This window comes from Oricola indica, from assembly GCF_965227485.1.
Taxonomy (GTDB): Bacteria; Pseudomonadota; Alphaproteobacteria; order Rhizobiales; family Rhizobiaceae; genus Oricola; species Oricola indica.
Genome location: NZ_OZ245747.1, coordinates 4,169,053 through 4,196,043 on the forward strand (window position 1 = coordinate 4,169,053; position 26,991 = coordinate 4,196,043).

General features: G+C 61.3%; 27 protein-coding genes and 1 pseudogene. 9 read left to right on the forward strand and 19 right to left on the reverse strand.

Annotated elements, in window-relative coordinates:
* Positions 1-4: 4 nt before the first annotated feature.
* The 3 genes from ACQK2M_RS20695 to ACQK2M_RS20705 all read right to left on the reverse strand — a co-directional run bounded on the left by ACQK2M_RS20695 (position 5) and on the right by ACQK2M_RS20705 (position 3,794).
* Complete coding sequence (locus ACQK2M_RS20695) at positions 5-1,021, reverse strand: ABC transporter permease (RefSeq protein ID WP_425419359.1); 1,017 nt, start codon at positions 1,019-1,021, stop codon at positions 5-7.
* Position 1,022: 1 nt separating this feature from the next.
* Positions 1,023-2,585 carry a sugar ABC transporter ATP-binding protein gene (locus tag ACQK2M_RS20700; RefSeq protein WP_425419360.1) on the reverse strand — a complete coding sequence of 521 codons (1,563 nt, stop codon included), beginning with the start codon at positions 2,583-2,585 and terminating at the stop codon, positions 1,023-1,025.
* A gap of 78 nt (positions 2,586-2,663) precedes the next feature.
* Positions 2,664-3,794 carry a sugar ABC transporter substrate-binding protein gene (locus tag ACQK2M_RS20705; protein ID WP_425419361.1) on the reverse strand — a complete coding sequence of 377 codons (1,131 nt, stop codon included), beginning with the start codon at positions 3,792-3,794 and terminating at the stop codon, positions 2,664-2,666.
* Between the two features lie 132 nt (positions 3,795-3,926).
* Between ACQK2M_RS20705 and ACQK2M_RS20710 the strand changes: the two genes are divergently transcribed.
* The 7 genes from ACQK2M_RS20710 (at position 3,927) to ACQK2M_RS20740 (ending at position 11,127) form a co-directional block, all read left to right on the forward strand.
* A complete protein-coding gene (locus ACQK2M_RS20710; RefSeq protein ID WP_425419362.1) occupies positions 3,927-4,820 on the forward strand; it encodes an SMP-30/gluconolactonase/LRE family protein in 894 nt (297 codons plus the stop codon).
* Positions 4,821-4,853: 33 nt separating this feature from the next.
* The gene (locus ACQK2M_RS20715; protein WP_425419363.1) at positions 4,854-5,876 is read left to right on the forward strand and encodes a hypothetical protein; all 1,023 of its coding nucleotides are present in this window, start codon (positions 4,854-4,856) and stop codon (positions 5,874-5,876) included.
* On the forward strand, positions 5,873-7,015 hold the full coding sequence (locus ACQK2M_RS20720) for an alpha-hydroxy acid oxidase (protein WP_425420104.1): 1,143 nt from the start codon (positions 5,873-5,875) through the stop codon (positions 7,013-7,015). Before ACQK2M_RS20715 ends, ACQK2M_RS20720 begins: the two co-directional genes overlap by 4 nt.
* 1 nt (position 7,016) lies before the next feature.
* Positions 7,017-8,684, forward strand: a complete 1,668-nt coding sequence (locus ACQK2M_RS20725) for a GMC family oxidoreductase (RefSeq protein ID WP_425419364.1) — start codon at positions 7,017-7,019, stop codon at positions 8,682-8,684.
* Positions 8,685-8,689: 5 nt separating this feature from the next.
* Entirely contained in the window at positions 8,690-9,454 is a 765-nt protein-coding gene (locus ACQK2M_RS20730; RefSeq protein ID WP_425419365.1) for an SDR family NAD(P)-dependent oxidoreductase, read from the forward strand.
* A gap of 62 nt (positions 9,455-9,516) precedes the next feature.
* Positions 9,517-10,257 carry an SDR family oxidoreductase gene (locus ACQK2M_RS20735; protein WP_425419366.1) on the forward strand — a complete coding sequence of 247 codons (741 nt, stop codon included), beginning with the start codon at positions 9,517-9,519 and terminating at the stop codon, positions 10,255-10,257.
* Positions 10,258-10,269: 12 nt separating this feature from the next.
* Positions 10,270-11,127, forward strand: a complete 858-nt coding sequence (locus ACQK2M_RS20740; protein ID WP_425419367.1) for a fumarylacetoacetate hydrolase family protein — start codon at positions 10,270-10,272, stop codon at positions 11,125-11,127.
* A gap of 24 nt (positions 11,128-11,151) precedes the next feature.
* On the opposite strand, the pseudogene ACQK2M_RS20745 reads toward ACQK2M_RS20740, so the two are convergent.
* From ACQK2M_RS20745 to ACQK2M_RS20810, 14 genes and pseudogenes are all read right to left on the reverse strand, one after another.
* Positions 11,152-11,343: pseudogene (locus ACQK2M_RS20745) on the reverse strand (DDE-type integrase/transposase/recombinase); the annotation flags it as partial.
* A 144-nt stretch (positions 11,344-11,487) separates the two neighbouring features.
* The gene (locus ACQK2M_RS20750) at positions 11,488-11,619 is read right to left on the reverse strand and encodes a hypothetical protein (protein ID WP_425419368.1); all 132 of its coding nucleotides are present in this window, start codon (positions 11,617-11,619) and stop codon (positions 11,488-11,490) included.
* 111 nt (positions 11,620-11,730) lie between these two features.
* A complete protein-coding gene (locus ACQK2M_RS20755) occupies positions 11,731-12,000 on the reverse strand; it encodes a DUF1488 domain-containing protein (RefSeq protein ID WP_425419369.1) in 270 nt (89 codons plus the stop codon).
* 23 nt (positions 12,001-12,023) lie between these two features.
* On the reverse strand, positions 12,024-12,287 hold the full coding sequence (locus ACQK2M_RS20760) for a hypothetical protein (RefSeq protein ID WP_425419370.1): 264 nt from the start codon (positions 12,285-12,287) through the stop codon (positions 12,024-12,026).
* Positions 12,288-12,494: 207 nt separating this feature from the next.
* Entirely contained in the window at positions 12,495-13,994 is a 1,500-nt protein-coding gene (locus ACQK2M_RS20765; RefSeq protein WP_425419371.1) for an aldehyde dehydrogenase family protein, read from the reverse strand.
* A gap of 31 nt (positions 13,995-14,025) precedes the next feature.
* Entirely contained in the window at positions 14,026-15,666 is a 1,641-nt protein-coding gene (locus ACQK2M_RS20770; RefSeq protein ID WP_425419372.1) for a GMC family oxidoreductase, read from the reverse strand.
* 4 nt (positions 15,667-15,670) lie between these two features.
* Complete coding sequence (locus tag ACQK2M_RS20775) at positions 15,671-16,477, reverse strand: enoyl-CoA hydratase-related protein (protein ID WP_425419373.1); 807 nt, start codon at positions 16,475-16,477, stop codon at positions 15,671-15,673.
* A 21-nt stretch (positions 16,478-16,498) separates the two neighbouring features.
* Complete coding sequence (locus ACQK2M_RS20780) at positions 16,499-17,458, reverse strand: dihydrodipicolinate synthase family protein (protein ID WP_425419374.1); 960 nt, start codon at positions 17,456-17,458, stop codon at positions 16,499-16,501.
* A gap of 64 nt (positions 17,459-17,522) precedes the next feature.
* Positions 17,523-18,455: a substrate-binding domain-containing protein gene (locus ACQK2M_RS20785; RefSeq protein ID WP_425419375.1), complete on the reverse strand. Its 933-nt coding sequence runs from the start codon at positions 18,453-18,455 to the stop codon at positions 17,523-17,525.
* An 86-nt stretch (positions 18,456-18,541) separates the two neighbouring features.
* Positions 18,542-19,525 carry an ABC transporter permease gene (locus ACQK2M_RS20790; RefSeq protein WP_425419376.1) on the reverse strand — a complete coding sequence of 328 codons (984 nt, stop codon included), beginning with the start codon at positions 19,523-19,525 and terminating at the stop codon, positions 18,542-18,544.
* Between the two features lie 51 nt (positions 19,526-19,576).
* The gene (locus ACQK2M_RS20795; protein WP_425419377.1) at positions 19,577-21,166 is read right to left on the reverse strand and encodes a sugar ABC transporter ATP-binding protein; all 1,590 of its coding nucleotides are present in this window, start codon (positions 21,164-21,166) and stop codon (positions 19,577-19,579) included.
* Positions 21,153-21,971, reverse strand: coding sequence for a 3-ketoacyl-ACP reductase (locus ACQK2M_RS20800; protein WP_425419378.1), 819 nt, complete (start codon positions 21,969-21,971; stop codon positions 21,153-21,155). Before ACQK2M_RS20800 ends, ACQK2M_RS20795 begins: the two co-directional genes overlap by 14 nt.
* On the reverse strand, positions 21,971-23,182 hold the full coding sequence (locus ACQK2M_RS20805; protein WP_425419379.1) for a CaiB/BaiF CoA transferase family protein: 1,212 nt from the start codon (positions 23,180-23,182) through the stop codon (positions 21,971-21,973). The genes ACQK2M_RS20800 and ACQK2M_RS20805 overlap by 1 nt, the downstream gene beginning before the upstream one ends.
* 160 nt (positions 23,183-23,342) lie before the next feature.
* Complete coding sequence (locus ACQK2M_RS20810) at positions 23,343-24,152, reverse strand: HAD family hydrolase (RefSeq protein ID WP_425419380.1); 810 nt, start codon at positions 24,150-24,152, stop codon at positions 23,343-23,345.
* Positions 24,153-24,242: 90 nt separating this feature from the next.
* On the opposite strand from ACQK2M_RS20810, the gene ACQK2M_RS20815 reads away from it, so the two are divergent.
* Complete coding sequence (locus ACQK2M_RS20815) at positions 24,243-24,524, forward strand: muconolactone Delta-isomerase family protein (protein ID WP_425419381.1); 282 nt, start codon at positions 24,243-24,245, stop codon at positions 24,522-24,524.
* Positions 24,525-24,529: 5 nt separating this feature from the next.
* Positions 24,530-25,585, forward strand: coding sequence for a LacI family DNA-binding transcriptional regulator (locus ACQK2M_RS20820; RefSeq protein WP_425419382.1), 1,056 nt, complete (start codon positions 24,530-24,532; stop codon positions 25,583-25,585).
* A gap of 133 nt (positions 25,586-25,718) precedes the next feature.
* Here ACQK2M_RS20820 and ACQK2M_RS20825 read toward each other — a convergent pair whose 3' ends face one another.
* Positions 25,719-26,330, reverse strand: a complete 612-nt coding sequence (locus ACQK2M_RS20825) for an invasion associated locus B family protein (protein WP_425419383.1) — start codon at positions 26,328-26,330, stop codon at positions 25,719-25,721.
* Complete coding sequence (locus tag ACQK2M_RS20830) at positions 26,327-26,947, reverse strand: invasion associated locus B family protein (protein ID WP_425419384.1); 621 nt, start codon at positions 26,945-26,947, stop codon at positions 26,327-26,329. The genes ACQK2M_RS20825 and ACQK2M_RS20830 overlap by 4 nt, the downstream gene beginning before the upstream one ends.
* Positions 26,948-26,991 lie beyond the last annotated feature (44 nt).

Below are 26,991 nucleotides of genomic sequence, written 5' to 3' on the forward strand. Positions count from 1 at the left end.
TCCCTCAGCCTTTCTTTACGTTCCGCATTCCGTCCTGCACCTGGCGATCGATGATGATAGCCGCAATCAGGACGATGCCTTGCGCCACCCACTGCCAGAAAGGCTCAACCCCGGCGAGGTTCAGTCCATTGCCGAGAACAGCGATGATCAACGCGCCAATGACAGTGCCGATAATACGCCCCTCGCCTCCGGAAAGACTTGTGCCGCCGATGATAACCGCCGCGATAACCTGAAGCTCGAAACCGACCCCGATATTCGGGTCCCCGGCACCGACGCGCGACGACAGGACGATACCGGCAATCGCCGCAGTCGTGCCGCACAGGACGTAAAGCAGGATAAGTGCGCGCGGGACGTTGATGCCCGAGAGGCGCGCCGCCTCCTCGTTGCCGCCGATCGCATAGATGCGCTTTCCAAAAGTGGAGTAGCTCATGATGACGTGAAACAGGCAGGCCACGACGATCGCGATGACGATCGGCATGGGAAGGCCCGCAAGCTTGCTCGTTCCCAGATCGCTCCAGTTGCGCGGCAGGCCGACAAGGATCGCGCTCGGCGTGATGAGATAGGCGACGCCGCGCGCAATGTTCAGCATTCCGAGCGTGACGATGATCGGACTGACCGACAGCTTCGCGATAATCGTCCCGTTGATCAGCCCGACGCCACCGCCGAACAGGATACCCAGCACGAAGGCCGCGTAGAGCGGGACGCCGGCGACCACCAACGATGCGGCCAGCACGGAAGCCGCCGCCAGCACGCTGCCGACCGAAAGGTCCAGCCCGCGCGCGATCATGACTGCCGTCATGCCACAACTCGCAATGATCAGCGGCGCCGCGTTGCGCATGATGTTCTGAAAGTTGGACGCTGTCAGGAACCGGTCGCTCAAGACGGCAAAGAGCACGCACATCAGGGTCAGCACCATCAGTGTCGCTATGGTTTGAAGGTTGTGCCCGTCGCGTATCAACCTGACAAACCCGCTATTGCCGTGACCTGGTTTTGCCGTCTGCACGCTGTCTGTGTCTGCCATCTTAATTGTCCTGGAATGCGTTCGATTGTGTGCCGGCTTTTCGCTCGGCATGGAGCATGGAAACCGCGATGACTTCCTCTTCGCTGACATCTCCGGGCAATTCGCCGACGATGCGCCCGCCATTGATCACAATGATGCGGTCTGAAAGCCCAAGAAGTTCGGGCAGTTCCGAGGAAACGAGAACGACCGCGAGACCCTTTTCGGCGAAGTCATTGATGATTTGATAGATTTCCCGTTTGGCGCCAACGTCGATTCCGCGCGTGGGTTCGTCCAGCAGCATGACTTGTGTCTTGGTCAGCAGCCACTTACCAAGCACCACCTTCTGCTGGTTGCCGCCGCTCAACGTGCTGATGCGCTGGGAAAGCGAAGGGGTCTTGACCTTGAGGAGATCGACGATCTCGCCGACTGCCGCCGTCCGGTCGGATGCCCCGTCCCGCTGGCCGGGGAACTGATCCCAGACAATTCCGGCATTGTCGCCGACCGTCAGCACCGGAACGATGCCCTGGCTTCGGCGCTCTTCCGGAACGAGACCGATACCGGCCTGGATCGCCTTGATCACCGAATTCGCACCGATCCGGCGGCCATCGACACTCACGGTTCCCGAATGGACGATATCCGCGCCGAAGATCGACCGCAGGAGTTCGGTGCGTCCGGCGCCGGCGAGCCCGGCGATACCGAGCACTTCGCCGTGCCGGACGTCGAAACTGACATCGGTTATGCTCGGGCCGGTCAGTCCAAGAACTTCCAGGGCAATGTCGCCCGGCGAGTGCGACTTGGCCGGAAACATGTTCGACAGTTCCCGACCGACCATCAGTTGGACCAGATCCTCGCTTGTCGCCTCGCCCCGATTGAGGGTCGCCACCCGCTCTCCATCCTTGAAGACGGTAATCCGGTCGCCCAGCAGGTCGATTTCCCGCATCTTGTGCGACACGTAGATAATCCCCTTCCCCGCGGCTTTCAGGCGCTCGATGACGTCGAAAAGCTTTCTGACCTCGGCATCCTCGAGCGGCGACGTAGGCTCATCCATGATCATGATGCGGGTATTCTGGCGCAGCGCCTTGGCGATCATGACGGCCTGTTTTTCGGCCGGCGAAAGCTTGCCGCAAAGCCGGGTTACCGGCAGATCCGTGAAGCCGATGCTGGCGAGGAGCTGTTCAGCACGTTTCCTGGCCTGGGACTGCCTGAAAATGCCGAACGAACCCGGCTCGTCGCCAAGCGCGATGTTCTCGGCGATCGTCAGACCGTCGACGACGGTCAGTTCCTGAAAGATACAGGCGATACCGGCGTTCTGGGCATCCAGCGGGCCGCTGAAACTTGCGGTCACGCCGTTGACCTGCATGTCGCCCTCATCAGGGGCCTGAACGCCGGCGATGATCTTGACCAGCGTGGACTTGCCGGCCCCGTTCTCGCCGATCAGGCAATGAACCTCACCGGGTTTCAGGTCGAAATCGACATTGTGCAGCGCGCGGACACCCGGAAAGGACTTCGAGAGCCCGCTGACGGCAAGAAGCGCGCCGTCAGCGGCTCGCGCGGTTTCGGCTGACGGAGGCGTGCGGGCATCCATGAGAAACGTTTCCTGAAAAGTGTTTCGGAAAGGGTTCCGGAGAGTGTGCAGCGGCAATGCCGCTGCACACAAGACCCGTCAATCGCGCGGATACTGCCGATCGAGCCAGGACTTGATGCCGTCCTCGGAAGGCGCGATCGGCGGATACCCGACCACAACCTGCGTGTTTTCATCGGCCTCGCCGGCGACCGCCGCACCGAGCAGATTGAACGTCGCGATCGTGAAGTCGTAGGGCGGGTAGCCGCTTTCCGCTTTTTGCGGAGACTCGTCGCTGCTCAGTTCGGACATGATCGGCTCCGATCCGTCGACGGAAGCGACGACGCCCCAGTCGCTGGAGTAGGAACCGGCAGCGCGAAGCGCCGCAAGCGCGCCGAGCGAGCTGTCATTGTTGATCCCGAAGATCACGTTGATCTCGGGATTGGCCTGAAGCATGTCGGAAGCCGCGGCATTGGCTTTATCGATGACCGCGCCGCCATCCACCATCTGCGCGACCGTGGCGTCGGGCACGATGGACAAAAAGCCGTAGAGAAAGCCATTTCGGCGATCCTGCACCTGCGGCAACTGCGGAAAATCGACCACGCCGATGATGGCCGGCTCATCGCCGAACTTGGCCTTGTAGTAGCGACCGGCATTGCAGCCGACGATACGCGGACCGTCATAGTCATTGGCAAAGACGCGCGGCGCGACGACTTCGGCCGGCTGCACGTTGTAGGTGACGACGGTCAGGCCCTCATTCTTCATGCGCTGAACCTGCGGAACGGCGGCGGCGCTGTCGAGCGGCGCGAAGGCAACCGCGTCCGGAGCGTAGGAAATAACGTCATCGACGAGGCGCTGAACGGTGCCGGCATCGAAGCGACCGTCGAAGACGCGAAGCTCAAAGTCGTACTTTTCCGCGAGACGCTTCCAGTGACCGGAGATGGCGAGGAAGTAGGGCTGACCGAGCCCCATGACGGTCAGCGCGACGCGTTTGCCGGTGAGCGCGCTTGCTTCCGGCTCCGAGAGCCACGCGCCCGGCGCCGAGTCATATCCGGTAAAGCCGGAAACGCCCGAAGGAATGTCGGCAACCGCAGCCGGATCGGCCGGTTCGCAGACTTCGTCCGAGAAGGTTTGAACAGCCAGGGCCGTCGCATCTTCCGCAAGCGCTGTTGAAATCATGGCGCCAAGCGCGATCGCGCTCGCACCGGCGAGCCGCAGTACATTCCGATTCATGAGAACTCCTCCGTTCCTGTTGGTCCGCGCCGATCCTCAGTGCGTGAATTGCCTGTTGCTCATTGGTGCGGATGATGTATAGTTATATGATGTCATACCAATTTGCAAGCGCGAAAACCTTCGGGAGGGGCAATGTTCGAGAACCTGGATCTACTGCATCAAGCCAATGCGACCCTGGCCGAAGGCCCCGTATGGGATGATCGCCTCGCCTGTATTTACTGGGTGGACATCCGACGCTGCCGGATTGCCCGCTTCGAAACGGCATCCATGAGCCAGACCGGTATCTGGATCACGCCGAACCGGCCCGGATGCATCGGACTGACCGACGATCCGGGCGTCCTCGTGGTTTGTCACGGGGCCGATGTCAGCCTGCTGAACACGAGGTCCGGCACCCTTGCTCCCCTCGCCCGGCTTCCGATCGAGACGCCGCGATACAGGGCAAATGACGGGCGGGTCGATTGCGCCGGCAGGCTTTGGGTCGGGACCATGATCGATGACATCCACGCACCGGACAGCTTCTCCGGCGGGCAGCTGTTCGCGGTCGGCGGGGACGGCTCCGTCACCGCAACGGACGAAGATTTCGAGCTACCGAACGGGATGGGCTGGAGTCCCGATCAAACGACCTTCTACATCAACGACACGACTGCGGCCAAAACCTATCGGTACGACTTCGACGCGAAAGCGGGCCGCATCTCAAACCGCGCCGTCCTGTACGATCACTCGGGCGGCGAAGGCTTCCCCGACGGGCTGTCCATCGATTGCGAAGGGAACATCTGGTCGGCGCAATGGGACGGCTGGAACGTCAGGAAGATATCGCCTTCGGGAGAACTGCTTCAGGAGATTCCGATGCCCGTTCGCCGTCCCTCCTCGGCGGCTTTCTTCGGCGAGGGAATGGACCAGATCGTCATCACGTCGGCGGCCGTGGATTTCACCTCGGATGACTTTATCAAGAGCCCAGACGCCGGCTCCCTCTTCGCCATGGCTGCAGAGACCCAAGGGCTTCCGGAACATCGATTCTCAAGCTGACGCCACTTCACTATCAAGCGGAATTTCAATCACATGATGAATGACGAACACACGATTGCATGGCCACATGGCGAGTTCAGCGTATTGCGGAGCGGCGCGATGTGCGCGCCCGCGACCTTCACCCTGCCGGACGGGCGCAAGCTGCAGCCTTTCGCTGTCGCGCCGTGGCAGGATGATGGATCGGCGGAATTCGCCGAACTGCCCGAACTGTTGAAAAGACTGCGCGGCGAGTGGCCTTGCGTGCCCTTTGGCATGCCGGTCACGCGCGACGATCTTCCGCCGGCATGGCAACCGGAGACGGGCGCCGAGCCCGGCCTCGGGAATTTCCTGCACGGGCCCAGCGCCAATCTCGAATGGTCGGTCACGGGCGAAGGCGATGGCGCGATCGCGCTGGAGCTCGCCTATCCGGAAGAACACCCGATCGAGCTCGTGCGGCGCCGGATCACCGGAGATCCGGATGGTGCGCGCCTCATCTTCGATCTGGAGATCGTTGCGCGCAGGGACTGCGCCCTTCCCATCGGCGTCCATCCGGTGTTTCGCCTTCCCGAACGCCCCGGCGCGGCGCATCTTGAAATAAACGGAAAGCTGCGGGTCTGTACCTACCCCGTGCAGGCGGAACCCGGCGTATCGAGGCTGGCGGAAGGACAGGTTTTCGACGCCCTTTCATCCGCGCGGTACACGGACGGATCGCCAGTGGACCTGTCGCGCCATCCGCTCGAAGAGACGACCGAGGAGATTTTGCTGGTCGCAGGCGTGCAAGGCCGTGCCGTGCTGAGCAATCACGATGAGGGTTACGCGGCAACACTGCGCTGGGACGCGGAAGCCTTCCCGTCCTGCAACCTCTGGATCTCGAACAAGGGCCGCAATCCCCGCCCGTGGAACGGCGCGTTCCAGGCTATCGGCATCGAGCCGGTTGCCGCGCCCTTCGATCTCGGCGCCGCTATCGCTGCGCATGATGGGAACCCGCTGCAAGAAGCGGGCGTTGCCTGCCGCCGGGAATTTACGGCCGGAGAACCGTGGACCACGCAATATTCGATCGAGGTGTCATCGCTATGAAGCGGGTGGCGTCAAATTCCGACCTGAGGAAAATCGCCCGCCGACGCGTGCCCAAGATGTTCTTCGATTATGTGGATGGCGGGGCCTGGACCGAGGCCACGTACCGGGCCAATGCCGACGACCTCGCGCGAATTCGCCTCAAGCAGCGTGTCGCGGTCGACGTATCGCGCCGGTCCGCCAAGAGCACCATTCTCGGCCAGAACGTCTCGTTGCCGATCGGCATGTCGCCCACCGGGCTGACGGGCATGGTCTGGCCGAACGGGGAGATCGAGGTCCTCAAGGCATGTGAGGGCGCCGGCATCCCCTATTGCCTTTCCACGGTCAGCATCGCCTCGGTCGAAGACGTCGCCAACGCCGCTTCGGCACCGTTCTGGTTCCAGGTCTACATGGTGCGGGATCGCGACTTCATCGAAAAGCTCATTCGCCGCGTTGAAGCGGCCGGCGTGAACACGCTTGTCCTGACCCTCGACCTGCAGATGTCGGGTCAGAGAAACAAGGACATCCACAACGGCCTTTCGTCCCCCCCCAAGCCGACTTTGCGCAATATCGCCAACCTAGCGACGAAACCGGCCTGGTGCCTGAACATGTTGCGCTACCGGAAAATGGAGTTCGGCAACCTCTATGGTCATGTCTCGCAGGTCAGCAGTCCGAAAAGCCTGTCGAAATGGACCGACGAGCAATTCGACCCGACGTTGAACTGGGACGACGTGAAGCGGTTGCGTGAACGCTGGAAGGGCAAGCTTGTCCTGAAGGGCATCCTGTCACCGGAAGACACCGGGATGGCGATGGATGTCGGTCCCGATGCGATCGTCGTCTCCAATCATGGCGGCCGCCAACTGGACGGCGCGCCCTCGACGATCGAGGTGCTGCCGAACATCGTGTCGACGGTGGCGGGACGATGCGAAATCCTGATCGATGGTGGCTTCACCTCCGGCCAGGACGTGTTCAAGGGACTGGCCCTCGGCGCCGACGGCGTGATGATGGGGCGCGCATTGCTTTATGGCCTCGGCGCCGGCGGCCGCAAAGGTGTCGCCAAGGCGCTTGCGATGATCCGGCATGAACTCGAGACCACGATGGGTCTCTGCGGGATCAACTCGACAGCCGAGATCGGCCCCGAGAACCTCTTCCACAAGGCATGAGATGAAAGCGGAATTCGATCATATCGTCGTCGGCGGCGGCGCCTCCGGCTGCGTTGTCGCGGCGGAACTCGTGGCCAGGGGGGACCGCAAGGTTCTTCTGATCGAGGGAGGCCATTCGCATCGGCATCCGCTGATCGACATGCCGCCGGGGATTTTCAAGCTGATCTCGGGCAACAAATACATGACGGTCCATCAGACCGCTCCGCAAGACCAGCTCAACGGTCGCGTTCACGATATACCGCAAGGCAATGTTCTTGGCGGCGGATCCTCCGTGAACGCGCAAGTCTACATGCGCGGCCGTCCGTCCGACTACGAGGCGTGGGACAGCGCGCTGGCGAACAACGCGGATCCGGTGTCCTGGGGCTGGCAGACCATGCTGTCCTGCTTTCGGGACATGGAAGACAACAACCGCCTGAACGGCGAACTGCACGGAGTGGGCGGTCCTCTGAAAGTCTCGGATCCGGGATATGTCGACGTCGCGTCGCGCTGGTTCCTGCAAAGCGTCCAGCAGCTTGGCGTTCCGTTCAACTCGGATTTCAACGGAGCCTCCCAGGCCGGTGTCGGCTTCTACCAGTTCATGAACCGAGACGGGCAACGCTCAAGCGCGGCCACCGCCTATATCGATCCGTTGCGCCACAATCCGAACCTGACCGTTTCGCTCCGCTCACGGGTCGGCAGTGTCCTGATCGAGAACGGGACGGCATGCGGCGTCCGCTATACCGACGCCTCGGGCGCCGAGAAGGTTGCCCGAGCCCGTTCTGACGTGATTCTGGCCGCCGGCGCGCTCATCACGCCGAAACTGCTGATGCTTTCGGGTATCGGGCCGGCAGACGAACTTCTCGGACACGGCATCCCCGTCGCCGTGGACTTGCCGGGTGTGGGCCGGAACCTCGTGGACCACCCGGAAATCCCGATGATCGCGCAGTTCAAGGGCCGTCACGGCTATTTCGGCGAAGGCGAAGGCTGGCGGATGTTGCGCAACGGCCTCAATTTCAAGCTCTTCGGCACCGGCCCGATCAATACGGTCGGCTTCGAGGCCGGCGCTTTCATCAATCCGGTCGATATCGACGCCACGCCGACGATCCAGGCCTTCTGCATTCCGATCATGTATCTGGATCACGCCCTGCGACGCGAAATCAGGGAGGCGAGCGGGATCACGATCACGACAGTGCTCTGCAAGCCGCGCTCGCGTGGAACGGTCAAACTGCGCTCGGCAAATCCGGCGGACCTGCCCGTGGTTTCACCGAACCTTCTCAAACATCCCGATGACATGCGCGACGTTATCGACGGTCAACGCTTCCTGAGGCGCGCTTTCCTCGAAGGGCCGCTTGGCAAGCATGTCGAAAGGGTGATCGCGCCGGAAGACAACAAACTGGACCAGGCGTCGATGGAGGCGCACTGCAAGCGGTTCGTGAAAACCGACTATCACCCCTGCAGCACAGCGCGCATGGGAGCGGACGGCGACGAAACGGCCGTTCTGGATTCGAGGCTTCGCGTCCGTGGCATCGACAACCTCCGCGTCTGCGACATGTCGGCTCCGCCCGATCTGATCGCCGGCAACACCAACGCCCTGGCGATGGTGCTCGGCAAGCGGTGCGCCGATTTCATCCTGGAACCAACAGACCATTCGCGTGAGCGCTTTCAGCCCGCCGAAACCGAGGGAGTATGAACGAAATGATCCTGGACAAATTCCGGCTCGACGGAAAAATCGCACTGGTGACAGGCGGGACACGCGGCATCGGATTGGGGATATCCCGTGCCCTGGCCGAGGCGGGCGCACATGTGATCATGGCCGCCACAGCAGATCGCCCGGACGTCGTCGACGCGTTTCGCGCAGACGGACTGAGCGCCGAATGCATGACAGGTGATCTGCTTGACAGCTCCGCGCCTGATCGGCTCGTTGCGGACTGTCTCGCGCGTCACGGGCGGCTGGACATCCTCGTGAACAATGCCGGCATCGCCGACAATGAGGATACCGAGCATTTCGACGACGAACGGTATCGCCGCCTCATGACGATCAATCTGGACGCTGTGTTCCGTTGCTGCCGCGCGGCCCTGACGCCGATGCGCAAGCAGAAATCGGGCGTGATCGTCAATATCGGCTCCATGTCGGGTTTCGTCTCGAACTACCCCCAGCCCCAGGCTGCCTACAACGCCTCGAAGGCGGCAGTTCACATGTTCACCAAGAGCCTTGCCAGCGACTATGCGGAGGAGAACATCCGGGTGAACGCGATCGCGCCGGGATATATCGCCACGGACATGACCCGCGGCGGGCTCGACGATGCCGAAATGGCGAAGGCCTGGATTGACATGACGCCGATGAAACGCGTTGGCGAGCCCGACGACGTCGGCGGCGCCTGCGTCTACATGTGCTCCGACGCGGCGCGCTTCGTCACCGGATCCGTCCTTCTGGTCGATGGCGGCTACACCTCCCGCTAGGCGCCCCGTCCAATCATCGGCGGGACGACGTGCTGCGCCCGCCTGCAAAGCTGGAAAACACAATGCGATTTGACACCAAGACAGTGATCGTCACGGGTGCGGCGGCCGGCATCGGCCTTGCGGCAACCAGGCTCTTCGCCGAAGCCGGCGCGCATGTGGTCGCGACCGACCGGAACCCGGATGCGCTCGAAGACGCCATGCGGGACGTCTCCGGCGCGGTCGAGACGCGGGCGCTCGACGTGACCGACGAGGACGCCGTGGCGCGGGTCGTCGGCCCGGTCCCGGCCGTCGACATCCTCTTCAATTGCGCCGGCATCGTCGCCAACGGCTCCATTCTGGAGACGTCCCGCGAGAACTGGGACCAGTCGTTCCTCGTCAACGCGACCGGCGGCTTCCTGATGGCAAGGGCCGTGTTGCCCAAAATGCTGGAAGGCGGCGGCGGCGCGATCATCAACATGGCTTCGATCGTCTCCAGCGAGAAGGGCCTGCCCAACCGGTTCGCCTACGGAGCCTCCAAGGCCGCTGTGATCGGCATGACGAAATCCATCGCCGCCGACTACGTGACGCACGGCATCCGCTGCAACGCCATCTGTCCGGGAACCGTCGATACGCCATCGCTTCGCCGGCGGCTGGAGGATACCGGCGACTACGATGCCGCGATGAAGGCGTTCGTCGCGCGCCAACCCATGGGCCGGCTCGCGCAGGCCGAGGAAATCGCGGAACTTGTCATCTATCTCGCATCCGATGCCGCCAACTTCATTACGGGCCAGGCGATCGCCATCGATGGCGGAATCTCCATCTAGAGAAAATCACCCATGAAACTTCTGCGCATCGGTGCCAAGGGCGCCGAGAAACCCGCCATTGTGCATTCCGACGGGACGATCCGCGACCTGTCCTCCGTCGTCGGCGACATCGCCGACGATGTGCTGACCGATGCGGGGCTGGCGACAATCGCCGCGGCCGATCCCGCCGCGCTGCCCGTGCTCGATGCGGACAGCCGCATCGGACCCTGTGTCGGCCATGTCGGCAAGTTCATCTGTATCGGCCTGAACTATGCCGATCATGCCGCCGAAAGCGGCATGGCGGTGCCCGAGGAGCCGATCATCTTCTTCAAGGCGACCAGCGCGATCACCGGACCGAACGATCCTGTCATTATCCCGAAGGGCAGCGAGAAGACCGACTGGGAAGTCGAACTCGGCATCGTGATCGGCAAGGCGGCCCGTTACATCGGCGAGGACGCGGCGATGGACCATGTGGCCGGCTACTGCCTCGTCAACGATGTCTCCGAGCGCGCCTTCCAGATCGAGCGGGCGGGCCAGTGGGTCAAGGGCAAGAGCGCCGACAATTTCGGCCCGATCGGCCCCTGGCTGGTGACGCGGGACGACATCGCCGATCCGCAGAACCTCGCCATGTGGCTGGAGGTCGACGGACACCGCTACCAGGACGGCTCGACGCGCACGATGGTGTTCGGCGTGGCGCATCTGGTCAGCTACCTGTCGCAGTTCATGAGCCTGCAGCCGGGCGACATCATCTCGACGGGCACCCCGCCGGGCGTCGGCATGGGGCAAACACCGCCGGTCTATCTGAAACCGGGCCAGACCATCCGGCTCGGCATCGAGGGCCTCGGTGAACAAACGCAGACGACCGTCGCGTGGGACGAACTGGAAGACTGATCCACAAACCCGTTTGCACTTCAGCCGTTTTCGCAGCAATTTCAATGCCGCTTCAGCATCTCGGCGCTTGGTGACAACAGCATCAAATACCTCACCTCCATTATCGACAGTCCGCCAAAGGCAGGCGGATAACTTTGGGCGGCGTCTTGAAATAGCGAAACGGAAAGATCTTGCTCGTGCCCAGACGCTACGAAACCGCCCTCGTCTGCTCAACACCGGCTTCTTCCGACAAGCACCTCACGAACAGGGCGAGAGAATACGCGGCCCCAAATTGCCCACGTGGCGCGCGTTTGCCGCAGGCCGGCAACTGAACGTCCGGAAAGCCGAGACGGCGCCGTTGCGATTGTCGGCGGGCAGGTTCTACCAGACGCTTCCGAATAGCGTGGCGTAGACGACGAAAGCGACGACCAACGTAACCCCGATCGATACGAACAGAGCCGGATAATCGACGAGGTAAAATCGATGCGGAATTAGTTCTCTAATAGGTCTCATACGGATCTCCATCTTTTTTGCAGGATAAAATTCGTCCGAAGGTCCAAGCGGCACAGCCTGGCAACCCATGCAACGCAGAACATATTTCCAACTGCTCTCAGGAGCCCATGCTCACTGCAGGTCTTTTGAAGTGAGGATGTATACCGACTTGCGGGCATCGGAATACACGCGCCCGGCAGCCCGTTCGATCGTTGACCGCCTTGCGTCGAAGGCTCTGAGACATGCCGTTTCTACCGGCGTGGTCTCGCCGGCAATACTGCCGATCAACGCGTCGGCATCAATTCGAAACGGAATAGATTCCATGCCTACATGGCCCAGGAAGCGGACCTGGCGCCGCACGTCATCATAACTTCGGCTCTGGTTGGGGAATGACAGTTTCACAGCATTTCTCATCTGCATGCCCTTCACGCGGCCATCAGCGACGGTGCCCCGCCCTCATCGTCCCAGCGATCAATGAATCGATCCGGGACGATGGCCACGCGTAGCCAAACCTCAAGGATGCGGCGTAATTCACCTTCGCAGGTCACACCGGCTTGAAAGTTCTTGACGAGAAGCCGGGCCGGTTCTGAAAAGAACGCCAAGCTTCGTTCCGGATATTTTCCGCGCGCCTCGACAAGAAGGACGCCTATCATGTTCATTTCGGAAGAAGTCAGGAAAACGGAAGACATATCGTCCTCCTTCCATTTGGGGCGAGCGAAGCTGAGCCGCTCATTAGGTGACGCCCTTTTCAGAAGTCACCTATGCCTTCATATAGGAATGGCGTGCTTGCCGCACAAGGCACGGCGCTTGGCTCATCACATCTCAGCCGGGCGGAACTTCGCTTCCTCGGTCGCCGGGTTCAATTCGGCCAAATCCGTCAGCACGGTCTGATGCCGTCAAGCTATCCAGTTGGTACGCTGCCCGATCGCGATATGGGCCGACTTCACTTCGGTGTATTCTTCGATGCCGAGCATGCCGCCCTCTCGACCGATGCCCGACTGTTTGAAGCCGCCCATGGGCTGGCCCGGTCCACCGGCGATTGTCGTGTTGACCCATGTCCTGCCCGCATGAACCCCGCGCATCAGGGTCAACGCCTTGTCGATGTCCTTGGTCCATATGCTTGCGGCGAGACCGTACTGACAATCATTCGCGATCTTCAACGCCTCTTCCGCGTCGCCGAAGGTGGTGACCGTCAGGACCGGTCCGAAAATCTCTTCCTGCGCGATGCGCATGTTCGGCTGAACATCCGTCAGGACGGTCGGCGCGATGTAACGACCGGACAGGCCCTCGCATTCTCCACCACCCAACGCCACCGCTGCGCCCTCCTTTGCCCCGAGTTCGAGATATGAAAGGATCTTTTCATGGTGCTGTTTACTGACGATGGCGCCGAGTTGCGTGTCCGGGTCCAGGCATTCCCCTATCTTCACGCGGGCGAGCTTGTCTTTCACCATTTCGGTGAACCGCTCCGCGATCGCGTCCTCGACGATCAGCCTACTGCCGCTGACACAGCACTGGCCGGCATTGAAGCAAAGACCGAAGGCAACGCCATCGGCGGCCGCGTCAAGGTCCGCATCGGCGAAAACGATCTGCGGGTTCTTGCCGCCGAGCTCGAGGCTCGCCTTCTTGAAGTTCGACGTCGTCGCCTGCAAAACCGCGGCACCAGTCGCCGTCGATCCGGTGAATGAGATGATATCGATGTCCGGGTGGACCGACATGGCCTGACCAACGACCGGGCCGAGCCCGGTCACCACGTTATAAACCCCGTCCGGAATGCCGGCCTCAGCCAGGATTTCCGCCAGAACAAGTGTGGTCGTGGATGTCATCTCCGACGGTTTGACGACGACGGAGTTTCCCGAAGCGAGTATGTAAGGCAGGCGCTCCGCCAACACGATGAAGGGGAAGTTCCATGGGGTTATGAGTCCGACAACCCCGGCTGGCTGGCGCGTGACGACACCGAACATCTGGTCGCCCTGATTGTTGTAAGTCTCGCCATGCAGCATCCGTGCCGCACCGGCGCAGTATTCGTAGTGGCCGGCCGCATCGCCGATTTCGGCTCGTGCCTGGGTTATGGGCTTCCCGGTTTCCAGCGTTTCCCAGTAGGCGATTTCGTCCAGACGCTCGCGGATTCCTGCTGCAACACGAAGCAGCGCGGTTGCCCGCACGGCGGCGTCGCAGCGCGACCATGCACCGCTTTCGAAGGCGCCGCGCGCCGCGGCAACGGCATCATCGACATCCGACGTCGTGCACAGCGTGACTTCCGAAACCGGAACCAGATAGCCCGGCGCCTCGCGAACGAGCGTCTCGCGATCGCCAGCGTCGCGCATACTGCCGTTTACGTAGAAGCCGAGCGAACGAACGGAGCCGGGCAACGTCGAGTGGTTTTTCAGTTGGTCCATTGAATTTGTCTCTTTCGCTTTCGGTGTTCGATCAGACGGCCTGCGCCATCCGGGGGCTTTCCACCCCCGGGGCTAGATTGCGGCCGAGGATCATGTCCGCCCCCTTCTCGCCAATCATGATCGTGGGTGCATTGGTGTTTCCGCTGGTCAGAACCGGCATGATGGAACTGTCGATGACCCGAAGTCCCTCGAGCCCGTGGACCTTCAACTCCGGATCGACAACCGCAGTTTCATCGGATGCGGTTCCCATTTTGCATGTGCCGACGGGATGATAGTCGCAACACGCATACTGCCGGATATAGGCCATCAATTCGTCGTCGCTTTCCTTGCCGTCGCCCGGCAGGCGCTCATGCGACACATAGGGCGCGATTGCCGGTTGCCGGAGCAGTTCGCGAATGATGCGAACTGAGCGAAGCGCCATTTCGCGATCATAGGGATCGCCCAGATAGTTCGGATCGATCAGGGGTTCATCGGCCGGATTTGCCGATGCCAATCGAATGCTTCCGCGCGCTCGCGGACGCAGCGACGTCGAGTTCACGGTGAAGCCGTGTCCCGCGATGCGCGTCTGACCACCGCGAACAACCGTCGCCGGCGCAATGTGAATCTGGAGATTGGGGGTTGCTTCCCCTTCGGTCTGGAAGAAGCCGCCTCCCTCGACGATGACCGAGGAAACGGGCCCGGTCCGGTAAAGCAGCCATTGCAGGCCATGCAGGATCGAACGCGGAAAGCGATCCTGTCCGTCGTAGGTTATCCGCTCCTTGGTCTGCACGTGAACGTTGGTGCAGATATGGTCATGGAGGTTCTTGCCGACACCCGGCAGATCATGAACCGGATCGATCCCTATCGCTCGCAATTCATCGGCGTCGCCGATTCCCGAGAGCATCAGCAACCGCGGCGAGTTGATGGCGCCGGAGGATACGATCACCTCACCGGCTGCTTTTTCAATGCGACGGGAGCCGTTCGCGTCGGCGAGTTCGACACCGATGGCGCGGCCCTTCTCCAACACGAGCCGTGTCACCCTGGCGCCGGTTTCGATTCTCAGATTCTTGCGATCGCGGATAGGGTTCAGATAGGAAACCGCCGCCGAGCGACGGCGGCCGTCGCGGCAGGTTACCTGATAAAGCCCGGCGCCATACATGGTTTCGCCGTTGAAATCCGAATTGTAGGGAAGCCCCCATTGCTGCGCCGCCTTGACGAAAGCGCGGGTTATCGGGTGCGGGCCAACCTGATCCGAGACCCAAAGCGGTCCACCGTCGCCGTGATACCGGTCGGCAAGCCGGTTGTTGTCTTCCGCACGACGGAAATACGGCAACACCTCTTCATAGGACCAGCCGGTGTTCCCCAGCGCCGCCCAATTGTCGTAGTCCTCGGCCTGGCAACGGATGTAGATCATCGCATTGATCGAGCTCGAGCCCCCGAGCGTCTTTCCCTGCGGATACCAGATCCGGCGGTTGTCGAGATGCTTTTGCGGCTGCGTGAAGAAACGCCAGTTCACGCCAGGGCCGAACAGTTTCCCGAGGCCGCCGGGCATGTGGATCATCGGATTCCAGTCGCGGCTGCCCGCCTCCAGCAACAGCACCCTGGTGCCCGGATCCTCCGACAGGCGATTTGCCAATGCACATCCCGCCGACCCGGCTCCGATCACAATGAAATCCCAGTCATCGCGCGCCATTGTTCTATTTCCCCTTGAATTTGGCCGGCCGTTTTTCGGCGAAGGCCCGAAGGCCTTCCACCCGGTCGTGGGTTTCGAATGCCTCGATCGTCAATTCGCGCTCACGCAAGAGGCCTTCGGCGAGGGGCAATTCCGCGGCGGCGCGGACCGCCGTCTTGGCATAGGGCGTGATCGCAACCGATCGCTGCGCGATCTGACCCGCGATCTCCAGTGCCCTTTCGAGCAGACGGTCTGCCGGCAATACCTCGGAGATGAGGCCTTTTCGCTCCGCCAGATCCGCCGATATCGGTTCGCCCGTCAGCACCATCTGCATGGCAAAGGAGTTGCCGACGAGACGCGGCAGACGCTGTGTGCCGCCATCACCCGGAAACGAACCGATCTTGATCTCCGGCGTTCCGAGTTTCGCAGTGTCGGACGCCAGAAGAATATCGCACAGAAGGGCCAGTTCCAGCCCGCCGCCGAGCGCATATCCGTTGATGGCGGCAATAAGCGGCTTTCGAAACCCCTCGATCCTGGCCCAGCGGGATAGCCGCTCGGGATCAGCATAGCTGTCCACACCGCGCTCCAGCATATCCGATATGTCGGCACCTGCGGCAAAGGCACGGCCGGCACCCGTGAGCACGACGCATCCCGTTTCGGGATCCGCTTCGGCGTCCGCGAGATGCGCTTCCAGTTCGCCAAGAAGCGCCTTCGAGAGCGCATTTAGCTTGTCGGGACGGTTCAACGTCAGCAACACGACCCCATCGGCGGGCCGGCTGGCGAGAACGAGTTGGACATCTGAGGTCTTCGGGGAGTCGCGATCTGTTGACATTGCCATCGGGCCGTTGGGTGGTCAGGCTGCGTTACGATAGACGTTTTCCGGCGTAAGGCCCGCATCGATCATGCACTGCCTGATCTTCTCGATTTCCGAGGCGGACGGTTTCATCAGGGGCGGACGCACGTGAGCCTCTTTCGCCTTTCCGAGGATGACCAGCGCTTCCTTCATCCTGTTATGCATGTCCAGCAACGGTTGGTCGTAGAAAGCGCGAACGGTCGGATAGATCCGGTCATTGATGGCGCGGGCCGTTGCGAGGTCGTCGTTCTTGATCGCCTTGAAAAGGGCGACCTGAAGGTCCGCTATCACGCTGCCCGCTCCGGAAAGAAGACCGTCGCATCCCAGGGCAAGCGAACCGAGCAGCCAGGCGCTGTGGGTCGTCAAAACGTTCACCGGATTGTCGAGAGCATGCAACTCGCGGATCTGCCGTTCGTGCATGTTGCCGTCACCGATCTGATCCTTCACCGCGCGGATGGTGGGGAACCGCTCACACAGCTCCAACAGGGTCGAGAGAGGATAGGAGAGGTTGGACGCATAGGGGAACTGGAAGAGAATGATGGGCAAGTCCGAATTGTCGGTGATGCGCTTGACGTGCTCGATGATCATCTCCGGGCGCATGTGGCCGCCCAGCGTCATGAAAGCCGGAGGGAAGACAAGAAGGCCGTCAGCGCCTTCCTTCTGTGCGTAGGCGGCCATGCGGCCGGCCTCGATACTGGATTCGGTGTAGACGCCCGCTATGACCGGAACACGGTTCCCCAGAACATCCTTGGAAACGACGACGGCACGCTCCTGCTCGGCAATCGTCAGGGCATGCACTTCCGCGGCATGCCCGTTTATCGCAATACCGGCGATGTCATCGACCGAAGCGATGTCTTCCAGATGCGACCGAAAGCTGTTTTCGTCGACCGCCAGGTCGGCATCGAAAGGCATCAGGCACGCGGGAATTACACCGCGCGGTTCGAAGGCATCTGCACTCATGACATGCTCCAGTTGATCGTTGGGAGGGCACCGCCCGCGAGGGGCGGTGCTTATTCAGGTTTGCTTAGAAGCCCTTGCCGAGCATCTCGTCGATGTTGGTCGCATCGACCTTCTTGCCTTCGAGGACGACTTCCTCCGGCATCTCTTCACCCGTGGCGATCTTGTAGGCGATCTGGACGCCTTCAGGAGCCACATAGGGGTAAACGAAGGAGGCATCGAGCCGGCCTTCCTTGATGGCCTCGAAAGCCGAATTCTGGCCATCGATTCCGACGACGACGACCTCATCGAGGCGATCCGCCGCCTCCAGGGCCTGCACGGCACCCAGAGCCATCTCGTCATTGTGGGCGTATACGGCCTGGATTTCGCCAGGACCGAACCGCTGAAGCTGATCTTCCATGAACTTCAGCGCATTCTCGCGAAGATAATCCGCGTGCTGGGACGCCACGACCTCGAGATCACTACCCTTGATCGCATCCATGAAACCGTCATGACGATCAACGGTGGCCGACGCGCCGGCCGTGCCCTGGATTTCGATCACCGCGCCTTTGCCGCCGAGTTTCTCGGAGATGAACTCGCCGGCCGATTCACCGATCGGGCGGTTCTCGGCGCCGACATGGACGGTAACCGGGACGTTGACCTTGCGGTCCATGGTGACGACCGGGATGCCGGCATCCATCGCGTCCAGAACCACGGGCGTGAGCGCGTCAGACGTCAGCGGGCTGATCATCAGCACGTCGATGCCCCGGGCGAGAAGTGTCTCGACGTCGGTTACCTGCTTCTCCGAGGAGTTTTGCCCATCGGTGACGATAAGCTCGACATTCGGCAGGTTTTCTTCCGCGTATTTCTGGTTGCCCTCGACCATTGCGACGCGCCAAGGGTGGTTCATCGTCCCCTGGCTGAACCCGATGACAATCTTGTCCTGTGCCAGAGCCGTATTCGCCATCAACAGCGCGGCGCCGCCGACGATTGCACCTTTCAGAAAACTTCTCTTATCCATGGATACCTCCTCTTTTGGATATTGGGTCGTGGTAGTCTCGTTTCGCTTCGCCGGACGATCGATCCGGTCGAGAGCGCAAACTGCTTTCAAGTCTTGGAGCGACGCTTGCTCCACATTTCGTAGAGGACCGCGATGACGATGATCGCGCCCTTGACGATCTGCTGAGTGAAGGGCGAAACGCCGACCAGGTTCATGATGTTGGCGAGCACGGCCAGGATGGCTGCGCCGATAATGGTGCCGACCACGCCACCCTCCCCGCCGAAGAGGCTCGTGCCGCCGATAACGGCGATGGCAATCGCCTCAAGCTCGATACCTTCGCCCGCCGTCGGCTCGCCGACCGTCAGTCGCGAAACGAAGATGAGAGCGGTCAGGCTCGCGAGGAAGCCGCTGACGACATAGACGCTGAACGTCACGAACCGGACATTGATACCCGACAGCCGCGCGGCTTCGGCATTCGATCCGACCGCGTAAATCTGCCGGCCATAGGGCGTGTATCGCAGGACGTAGATGGCGATTGCGGATATGGCGATGAAGACCCAGACCGGGACCGGCAAGCCGGCGAAGTCGCCGCGTCCGAGCCACATGAAGTCCTTCGTGCGGCTGCCGAGGCTGATCGGCTGGCCATTGGCGAGCGTCAAAGCGAGGCCACGGCCCATCACCATCATTCCAAGCGTCATGATGAAGGCCGGCACACGCCCGAAGGCGACGCCTATTCCGTTGATCGCGCCCATGAGCGTGCCGGCGACCAATGTCAGGATAAAGACGATGACAATCGGCAGATCGAGCCCGATAAGCAGGGCCGCCGTGACCGCACACACACCGAGGATGGAGCCAACCGAGAGATCGATCCCTTTCGTCAGAATGACAAAGGTCATGCCGACGCTGACGATGCCGAACAGCGCGACCTGGCGCAGCACATTGGTCAGGTTGATCGGATTGAGAAAGGCCGGCGAGAGAAATGCCGCCACCACACAAAGCCCGACGAGAACCCAGACAAGCCCCGCCGCCTTCGGAAGACGTATGCCGGTGCGGCGTCCGCTCTTCGTGTCGCTTGTTTCTATCGAAGCCATCCGGCTACTCCTTCAGTCAGGTCACTCCGCATCGGATGCGGCCGCGCGGTCTCAGTGGAACGTCGCGTAATTCATGATTTCTTCTTCGCTTGCGTTGCGCGGCAGCTCGGCGGTGATCTCGCCTTCGCGCATCACCAGAATCCGGTCGCACATGCCGATAATCTCGGGCAGTTCGGACGAAACCATGAGAACGGCCATGCCGCGGGTCTCGACGAGTTCGATCATCAGTTCATAGATTTCGCGCCGCGCGCCGACATCGACACCACGGGTCGGCTCATCGATCAGCAAGACGTCGCACTCGGCGTTCAATTGCTTGGCGATGACGCATTTCTGCTGGTTTCCACCCGACAGATTGCCGACGGGTGTTGCGATGTGAGGCGTCTTGACGCGCAAACGCTGAACGTGCTGCTCGACGGCTTTCCGCTCCTCGGCAAGTTTCAGCCGTCCAAAGTAGAGAAAGCGCTTGAGCCTGGAAATCGTGACGTTGAAGCGCACGGATTGTCCGAGGAAAAGCCCTTCCGTCTTCCGGTCTTCGGGAGCGAACCCGATATGCAGGCCGATCGCATCGCGCGGGCTTGCAATCCGGGTCGTCTTGCCATGGACCCTGATGCTGCCGCTATCCAGTTCATCGGCGCCCATGATTGCGCGGAGCACTTCGGAGCGCCCGGCGCCCGCAAGCCCGCAGATGCCCAGGATCTCTCCCTTGCGCAGCGTGAAGGAAATGTCGCGGATGATGCCGTTGCGGGTCAGTCCCTCGACATGCAGCACTTCCTCACCCGGCGAGGGATTGCGCGGCGGAAAATAGTCGGAAATGGAGCGCCCCACCATCGAACCGATGAGCGTGTCGGTCGTCCAGTCCTCCACCGCCCGTGTCGCGATCCACTTTCCATCGCGAAGAACCGTCGCCGACTGGCAAAGCTCGAACACCTCCTTCAGCCGGTGGGAGATGTAGATGAAAGCAACGCCTTCCTGCCGGAGCCGGTGAATGATGGCGAAGAGCGTGTGGAGTTCGCTGTCGCCGAGCACGGCGGAGGGTTCATCGAGCACGATAAGCTTGGCTTCGCGCGATATCGCTCGCGCAATCTCCACGAGCTGGCGCTGCGCGACGCTGAGGCTATCGATCGGCAGGTCGGGATCGATCTGAAAGCCAAGGCGCTCCATCGCCTTCGTCGCGTCGCTGCGCAATCTCCGCCAGTCGATACGGCCGAACGCGGTGCGCGGCATGCGGTTCATGAAGATATTCTCGGCGACCGAAAGATGCTCGGCCTGTGCGAATTCCTGGTAGATCACGGCCACGCCGCGATTGATCATGTCAGAAGGCGAAGGCGCTTCGATCCGCTCGCCCTCGAGCCAAATCTCTCCGCCATCCGCCTGATAGGCACCCGAGAGGATTTTCATCAGTGTCGACTTGCCGGCGCCGTTTTCTCCGACAAGGCCGTGGACTTCGCCGCGCCGCACCTTGAAGCTGACCCCCTGCAGCGCCTTCACGCCGGGAAACGACTTCTCGATTTCTTTCATCTCCAGCAGATCGGAAGACGAATTCATGCCGTTCGCCTCCCCGCCGACACCGTCCGCAGCCGTGCGATCTTCTTGTGAAATCGATTTCTCGAAAGCGCTGTCGAAAGCGTCAGAGACGGGCAATTTGCATTCCTCCGCCTATGTGGAAAATGTCGCCGGTGCTGTAGGGAATCGCACCGGTCGCGAGCGATGCAATGCTGAGCGCGATATCGTCTGGACGACCCCAGCGCCTCAAGGCGCATATGCTGCCGTCGCTGATCCTCGGGGAATATTTCTCGTTCACTTCGGCTGTCATCTCGGTCTCGATGAGACCGGGCCGGATTTCGTGAACTCGGATACCCGCCTCCGCCAGACGCAGCGCATAGGCCTGCATCGCCATCGAAAGGCCCGCCTTCGAGATGCAATAGGCGCCCTTTTCAGGCGAAACCAAACCGGCATTCGCCGATGTGATTGTGATGATTGAACGCTGACGATCCTGCCGATCCGTCTCGAGCATGTGCCTTGCGACAGCCTGGGTGAGGAAAAACGTGCCACGAAGATTGATACCGACAAGGCGATCGAATTCGGCTTCGTCCACATTGAGCAGATCGCCCCTGACCGAAACCTGCACGCCTGCATTGTTCACGAGGCAATCCACAGGGCCCAGCTTTTCGACGAACCGGTCCAGCATGGTCTGCATGTCGCGGGTGTTGGCGATGTCGGCTTTTTCGAATTCGACGCGCCGACCGATTTCGGCAACGAGCTGCTCGGTGCGACGCGCATCATCGTCATAGGCGAGATCAAGAAAGGCGATGTCATAACCACGACGCGCCAATTCCACGCAGATTGCGCGCCCAATGCCTCTTCGTCCGCCCGTCACCAGCGCCACGCCCAGCGCCGGCCCGGCGCCTTCAACCCTTGCGGTCTCCTTGGTCGTATCCAGCAACATCAGACCGCCTTCTTCTGCTCGCCATGACTTGCAGGCTCGACGATCGCGCCGGCCGCAAGCATCCGCTCCATGTCTTCGGAGGAGTAGCCGAGTTCGTTCATGATCTCGCGCGAGTGCTCGCCAATCTCCAATGCCAGGACCTTAAGCCCGGGAACCTGCCCATCGTAGCGGTTGGGGTGGTTGACGAGCTTCACCGTGTGACCACGGACCTCGATCTCGCGAAAAATTTCACAATGCTCGACCTGCGGATCATCCGCGAGATCGTCATAGGTTTGAACAGGCGAATACCAGACACCGTGATCGGCAAATCGCTGCGAAAGCTGCGCGATCGTCATCGATTGCGTCGTCTCCCGCACGGCAGCGGCCCAGGCATCGCGATGATCGTAGCGGTCCTTACCCACCAGATCGCGGAGCGCATCGGAATCCAGCGCTTCCGCCAGGGCTTCGTCGGAACACAGCGAAATCACCATATCCCCGTCTTTCGCCGGATAGACGCCGTAGGGCGCCTCATGGAACCAGGTCGCCAGGCTCTCGTCGCGCTCGAAGCGATCCTGCGGCACCTGGCCTGCGAAGTAGTTCACGAGAGGCTCCGTCTGGAGGTCTAAGCCGGAATTCAACAGGCTGGATTCAACGCGCGTCGTCTTGCCTTCGCGCTCTCGCCGAAGAAGGGCGCCAAGAATACCCATCGCCATGAGAGCGCCGCCATGCTGGTCGCAGACAGCCGCGCCGACCGCGGTCGCGCCACGCGAGGGCGCTCCCGTCGCGCTAATCAGGCCCGAAGCCGCCTGGATCAGAATGTCCTGACCGGGCCTTCCCGCCATCGGACCGCTCGACCCGAATCCGCTTGCCGATGCGAAGATAACGTTTGGATTGATCTTCTTCAGATCTTCCTCGCCGAAGCCGAGCCGCTCGAAAACCCCCGGCCGGAAATTTTCCATGACGACATCCGCGCTCGCGACAAGTCGGCGGGCGATTTCCTTGCCGCCTTCCGACTTGAGGTCCAACCCGATCGATCGCTTGTTTCGATTGGCGCAGAGATAAAATCCGCTGACGCCCTCGACGAAAACATTGGCCCCGGACCAGTGCCGCTCATGCGCGCCAGCCACCGGCTCGACCTTGATCACATCGGCACCCATGTCGGCCAGATACTGGGCGGCCGCCGGTCCCTGAAGGAAGTGGCAGAAACTGACGACCCTGATTCCGTTGAGCAACAAACCCGCTCCTCCCTGTCGTGCCGAGCTTCCGCCGGCTTGAGAAAACGTTTTCTCAAATTGCCGGAAACACGTCAATAAGAATTTTTTTATTGCTTATTATCAGGTACTTAAGTCGATCTATCTTCTGAAATCGGTTCCAGAGACTGCTTATCGATCACTACCAACCAAATTCATCCGCGCACTCCGCCAAGGCCATTGCGACGCCGCCGTCCTCATTGCTCGCGGTGATCCTCTTCGCGGCGGCCTTCACGGTTGGCGAGGCGTTTCCCATCGCGATCGAAAGTCCGGCAATGGCAAACATCGGAAGATCATTCTCGGAATCACCGATCGCGATCAACCTGTCCCGGGGTACCGCCCAGGACGTGCCGAGCCGCTCCAGCGCCCGGCCCTTGGAGACATCGGGATGCGTGATTTCCAGATAGTTCGCAAGCGAAAAATGGCAGGCGAGACGTTCCGCAAATCGGCTCTTGAGATGCGACAATTCCGCGACCCGCTCGACAGCCGAGATCGCCAGGAGTTTCGCAACAGGCGCATCCAGCGACGTCAGATCCGCCACGCGCCCCTCGACACCGGTGAGAGCGAATTCCCGGTCCAGCAGCGGGTCCGTCCGGTCCGTGTAAACAGCATCGGCCGTGTAGGCGGCCAGTGCCACATTGCGTTCGCGGCAGGCCAGTATCACCTCACGACAGAGAGCCGGAGGGACCGGACTGTCAAGCGCCGGCAAGGCGCACCCAACGCCGGGCCGATACCAGGTCGCCACCCCTCCGTAACAGATCGCGGCATCCACCGAACCAAGCTCTTCGAGAATAAAGGCGACGGACTGCGGCGAACGCGCGGTGCACAGCACCACCGCGACACCGGCCGCGCGGGTCTCCGCGACATGCGCGCGAACCTCCGGCAGAACGCGATAATCATTGGTGAGAATTGTCCGGTCGACGTCGAGCGCGACCATCCAGGCAAAGCTCATAAGCATGTTCTTTCTTGTGAAATCGTTTTCTCAAAGTTCTTGTGCACCGTCAACATGCAACCTATGATCCGCCCAACGGAGGGATCGTTCATGCAATTTCTGGTGATGTCGCGCCGCAAACTGGAGTCGTTTCCGCAGGACGCGTTTTCGGAACTGTTCGATGACGAAGTGGCGAAAGCACGAGAGTTCTATGGTGACGGATTTACCCGGCAGATATGGCATCGGGCGGATAATTCGGGGGTTTGCCAGATCGTCGAGGCCGCCAACGAGAGCGAGGTGCGTGAAAAGCTCGAAACTCTCCCGTTCTATCGCGCCGGAATGCTGGAGATCGATGTCATCGGACTGAAGCCCTATTCCGGTTTCGGGACATAGGCCGCATGTCTTCGGAAGAAACCTCGTCCGACGGCTCCACGAGATCGCCCGCCGGGGTCGTACGGCTTCGAGACGTCGCATTGCGTGCCGGATGTTCGGTTGCCACGGCCTCGCGCGTTCTCAATGGCAACAACAAGGTCGGGAAGGCCGAGCGCGAGCGTGTTCTCGCCGCCGCCACCCAGCTCGGCTACGTTCCCAACAGCTCTGCGCGCGCGCTGCGCTCGCAAAGCACCCGGCTGGTCGGGGCGATCATACCGACGCTCGACCATGCGATTTACGCGAAGATGGTCGATGGGCTGCAGGAGCAGCTTTCCGCACTCGGCATGTCGCTGATCATCAATACATCGGAATACGACCTCGAACGCGAAAAGACCCAGGCGCGGATTCTGGTGGGACGCGGCGTGGAATCGATAGTGCTTGTCGGGACCGAGCACGATCCGGACACAACGCGTTACCTGCGCGATGCCGGCGTGAGGCAGATCTACACCTACACCTGCGTGGTGGATGGAGGCGATGCGGCGGTGGGTTTCGACAACTCGGCCGCCGGTCGGATGATCGCGAACTATCTGCGCGACCTGAACCACGAACGCATCGCCATGATCGCTGGCGTAACCAAGGGAAATGATCGCGCCCGGCTCAGAAGGGACGGTTTCCTGGAAGGGTTGGAAGCATCGGGGCTTTCTGCCCAGGACGTGTTCGTGATCGAGGCGCCATACAAGATCGAGAACGGCATTCATGCGATGCAATCGCTGATGCAGACATATCCGCGGCCAACCGCCGTGTTCTGCGGCAGCGACATTCTCGCAGCCGGGGCGGTCAAATACTGCAATTCTCACGGCATCCGGATTCCCGATGACGTCTCGATCGTCGGCTTCGACGACCTCGAAATTGCCGAACTTGTCGATCCATCCCTGACGACCGTGCACGTGCCCGCAAAGCAGATGGGCGAGCATGCCGCACGCATGTTAAGCAAGACGCCGTCCGAAAAGAGCGGCCATGACGTTCACGAACTGCAGACAAGGCTCATCGTGCGTGCAAGCACCGGACCGGCGCCGGCGTGAGCATGTGTCGGGCGCGAAGGCGGCCGATCCGGCTCGCAAGCGCGGGGGCAGCGGGACGGCCCGTATTACCGGAAGGCTAGAATACCAAGCTGAGGAATCTGTTCGCGGACCAGCGATTGTGCGGCTCGGCTGCCTAGCCGTTCTCCAGAGACTGCAGCGCTCGGGTGAAGCCGCGAAGAGACACCGTCCATTCCCTTTCGCTACCGTCCAGCGCATAGCCTGTAATCGTCAGGTCGAGTCCGTTTATGAGCTGCCGCCTGATGGCACCCGACGGGCGAAACGGGACGAGACATCCCTGCCGGACACCATCGGCGTGACAGGATCGAAATGCGAGGCTGAATGGCGCCCCGCCGTCAATTTGGAGCTTCAAGCCCTTTGGCAGCAGCCAACCAAGCGGAGTCGTGATCACGACGACCAGAGAAGGCGCGCGCTCCCCCGGCACAGTCACAAGCTGACCGCTCATTTCCAGGCTTGCGCCAGCCGCCGCCTGATCGCTGCCGTCAGCCTTCGGTGCGATTGCCGCAGGCGCGATCTCGCAGTTCAACCTTTCGTCCGTGGCTACGAGCGGGCACAGCACCTGCCAGTCGCGAAATCGATCGACAATCTGCCTGGTCTCATCAAACGCACCAGCGGGATCGTTCGCCGGCCTGATAGTGCGCTCGATCAGTAACGGTTGTGCATCAGCGGACGGAATGGCCCCCGCGACCGCGACTGCGAATATCAGCCGCCTCGCCAGTTCTTTCACGGTTTCAATGTTGCGCTCGCGGCATCGCCGAAACCGTTCAGCGAGATGGCCACACGAACGCGACGATCGGCGCCATCGACGAACTGCAATTGCGCAGTCTCCGCGGATCTCAGCGACTGCAGATCCTCATCCGGCAAAGATGCTTCAGCAAGGCACGCCTGGCCAATGCAGCGGAAGTAATTGGCCGCGATCACTGCGGTGCCCCCATCGCCCTGCGGGTTTGGATCGACAATGACCTTGGCATCCTCACGGAGGCTCACGCCAATCGGCAGCTGGATGACCATCGTCGTTCCAGCGGCATTTTCGCTCTCCGCAGATGTAGCGCCGATGGCGATTTGCGCCAGCGTCTGCTGTCCCTGGCCTTGCCTCACGACATTGATGACAGTCGCCATTTCGCAGATCTTATCCGATCCGGTTTGCGACGCTTCGCTTCCTCCGGCTGGAGGATTGGCGCGGCAGCGGACGACCCAATCGCCATAAGTCGCAGTTGTGGCAGTCGGCTGCTGGGCCTTGACGCTAACGACCGTCGAGACCCCGAACGCCAAGAGGACAGCAGCAAGCAAATGGTTTCTGGAATTCCAGCTTGTTCTTGCAGTAATGGACAAAGCGACCCCCACAAAGATGGTTAACGTTCACTTAACAAAGTAATGAGTTTCAGTTA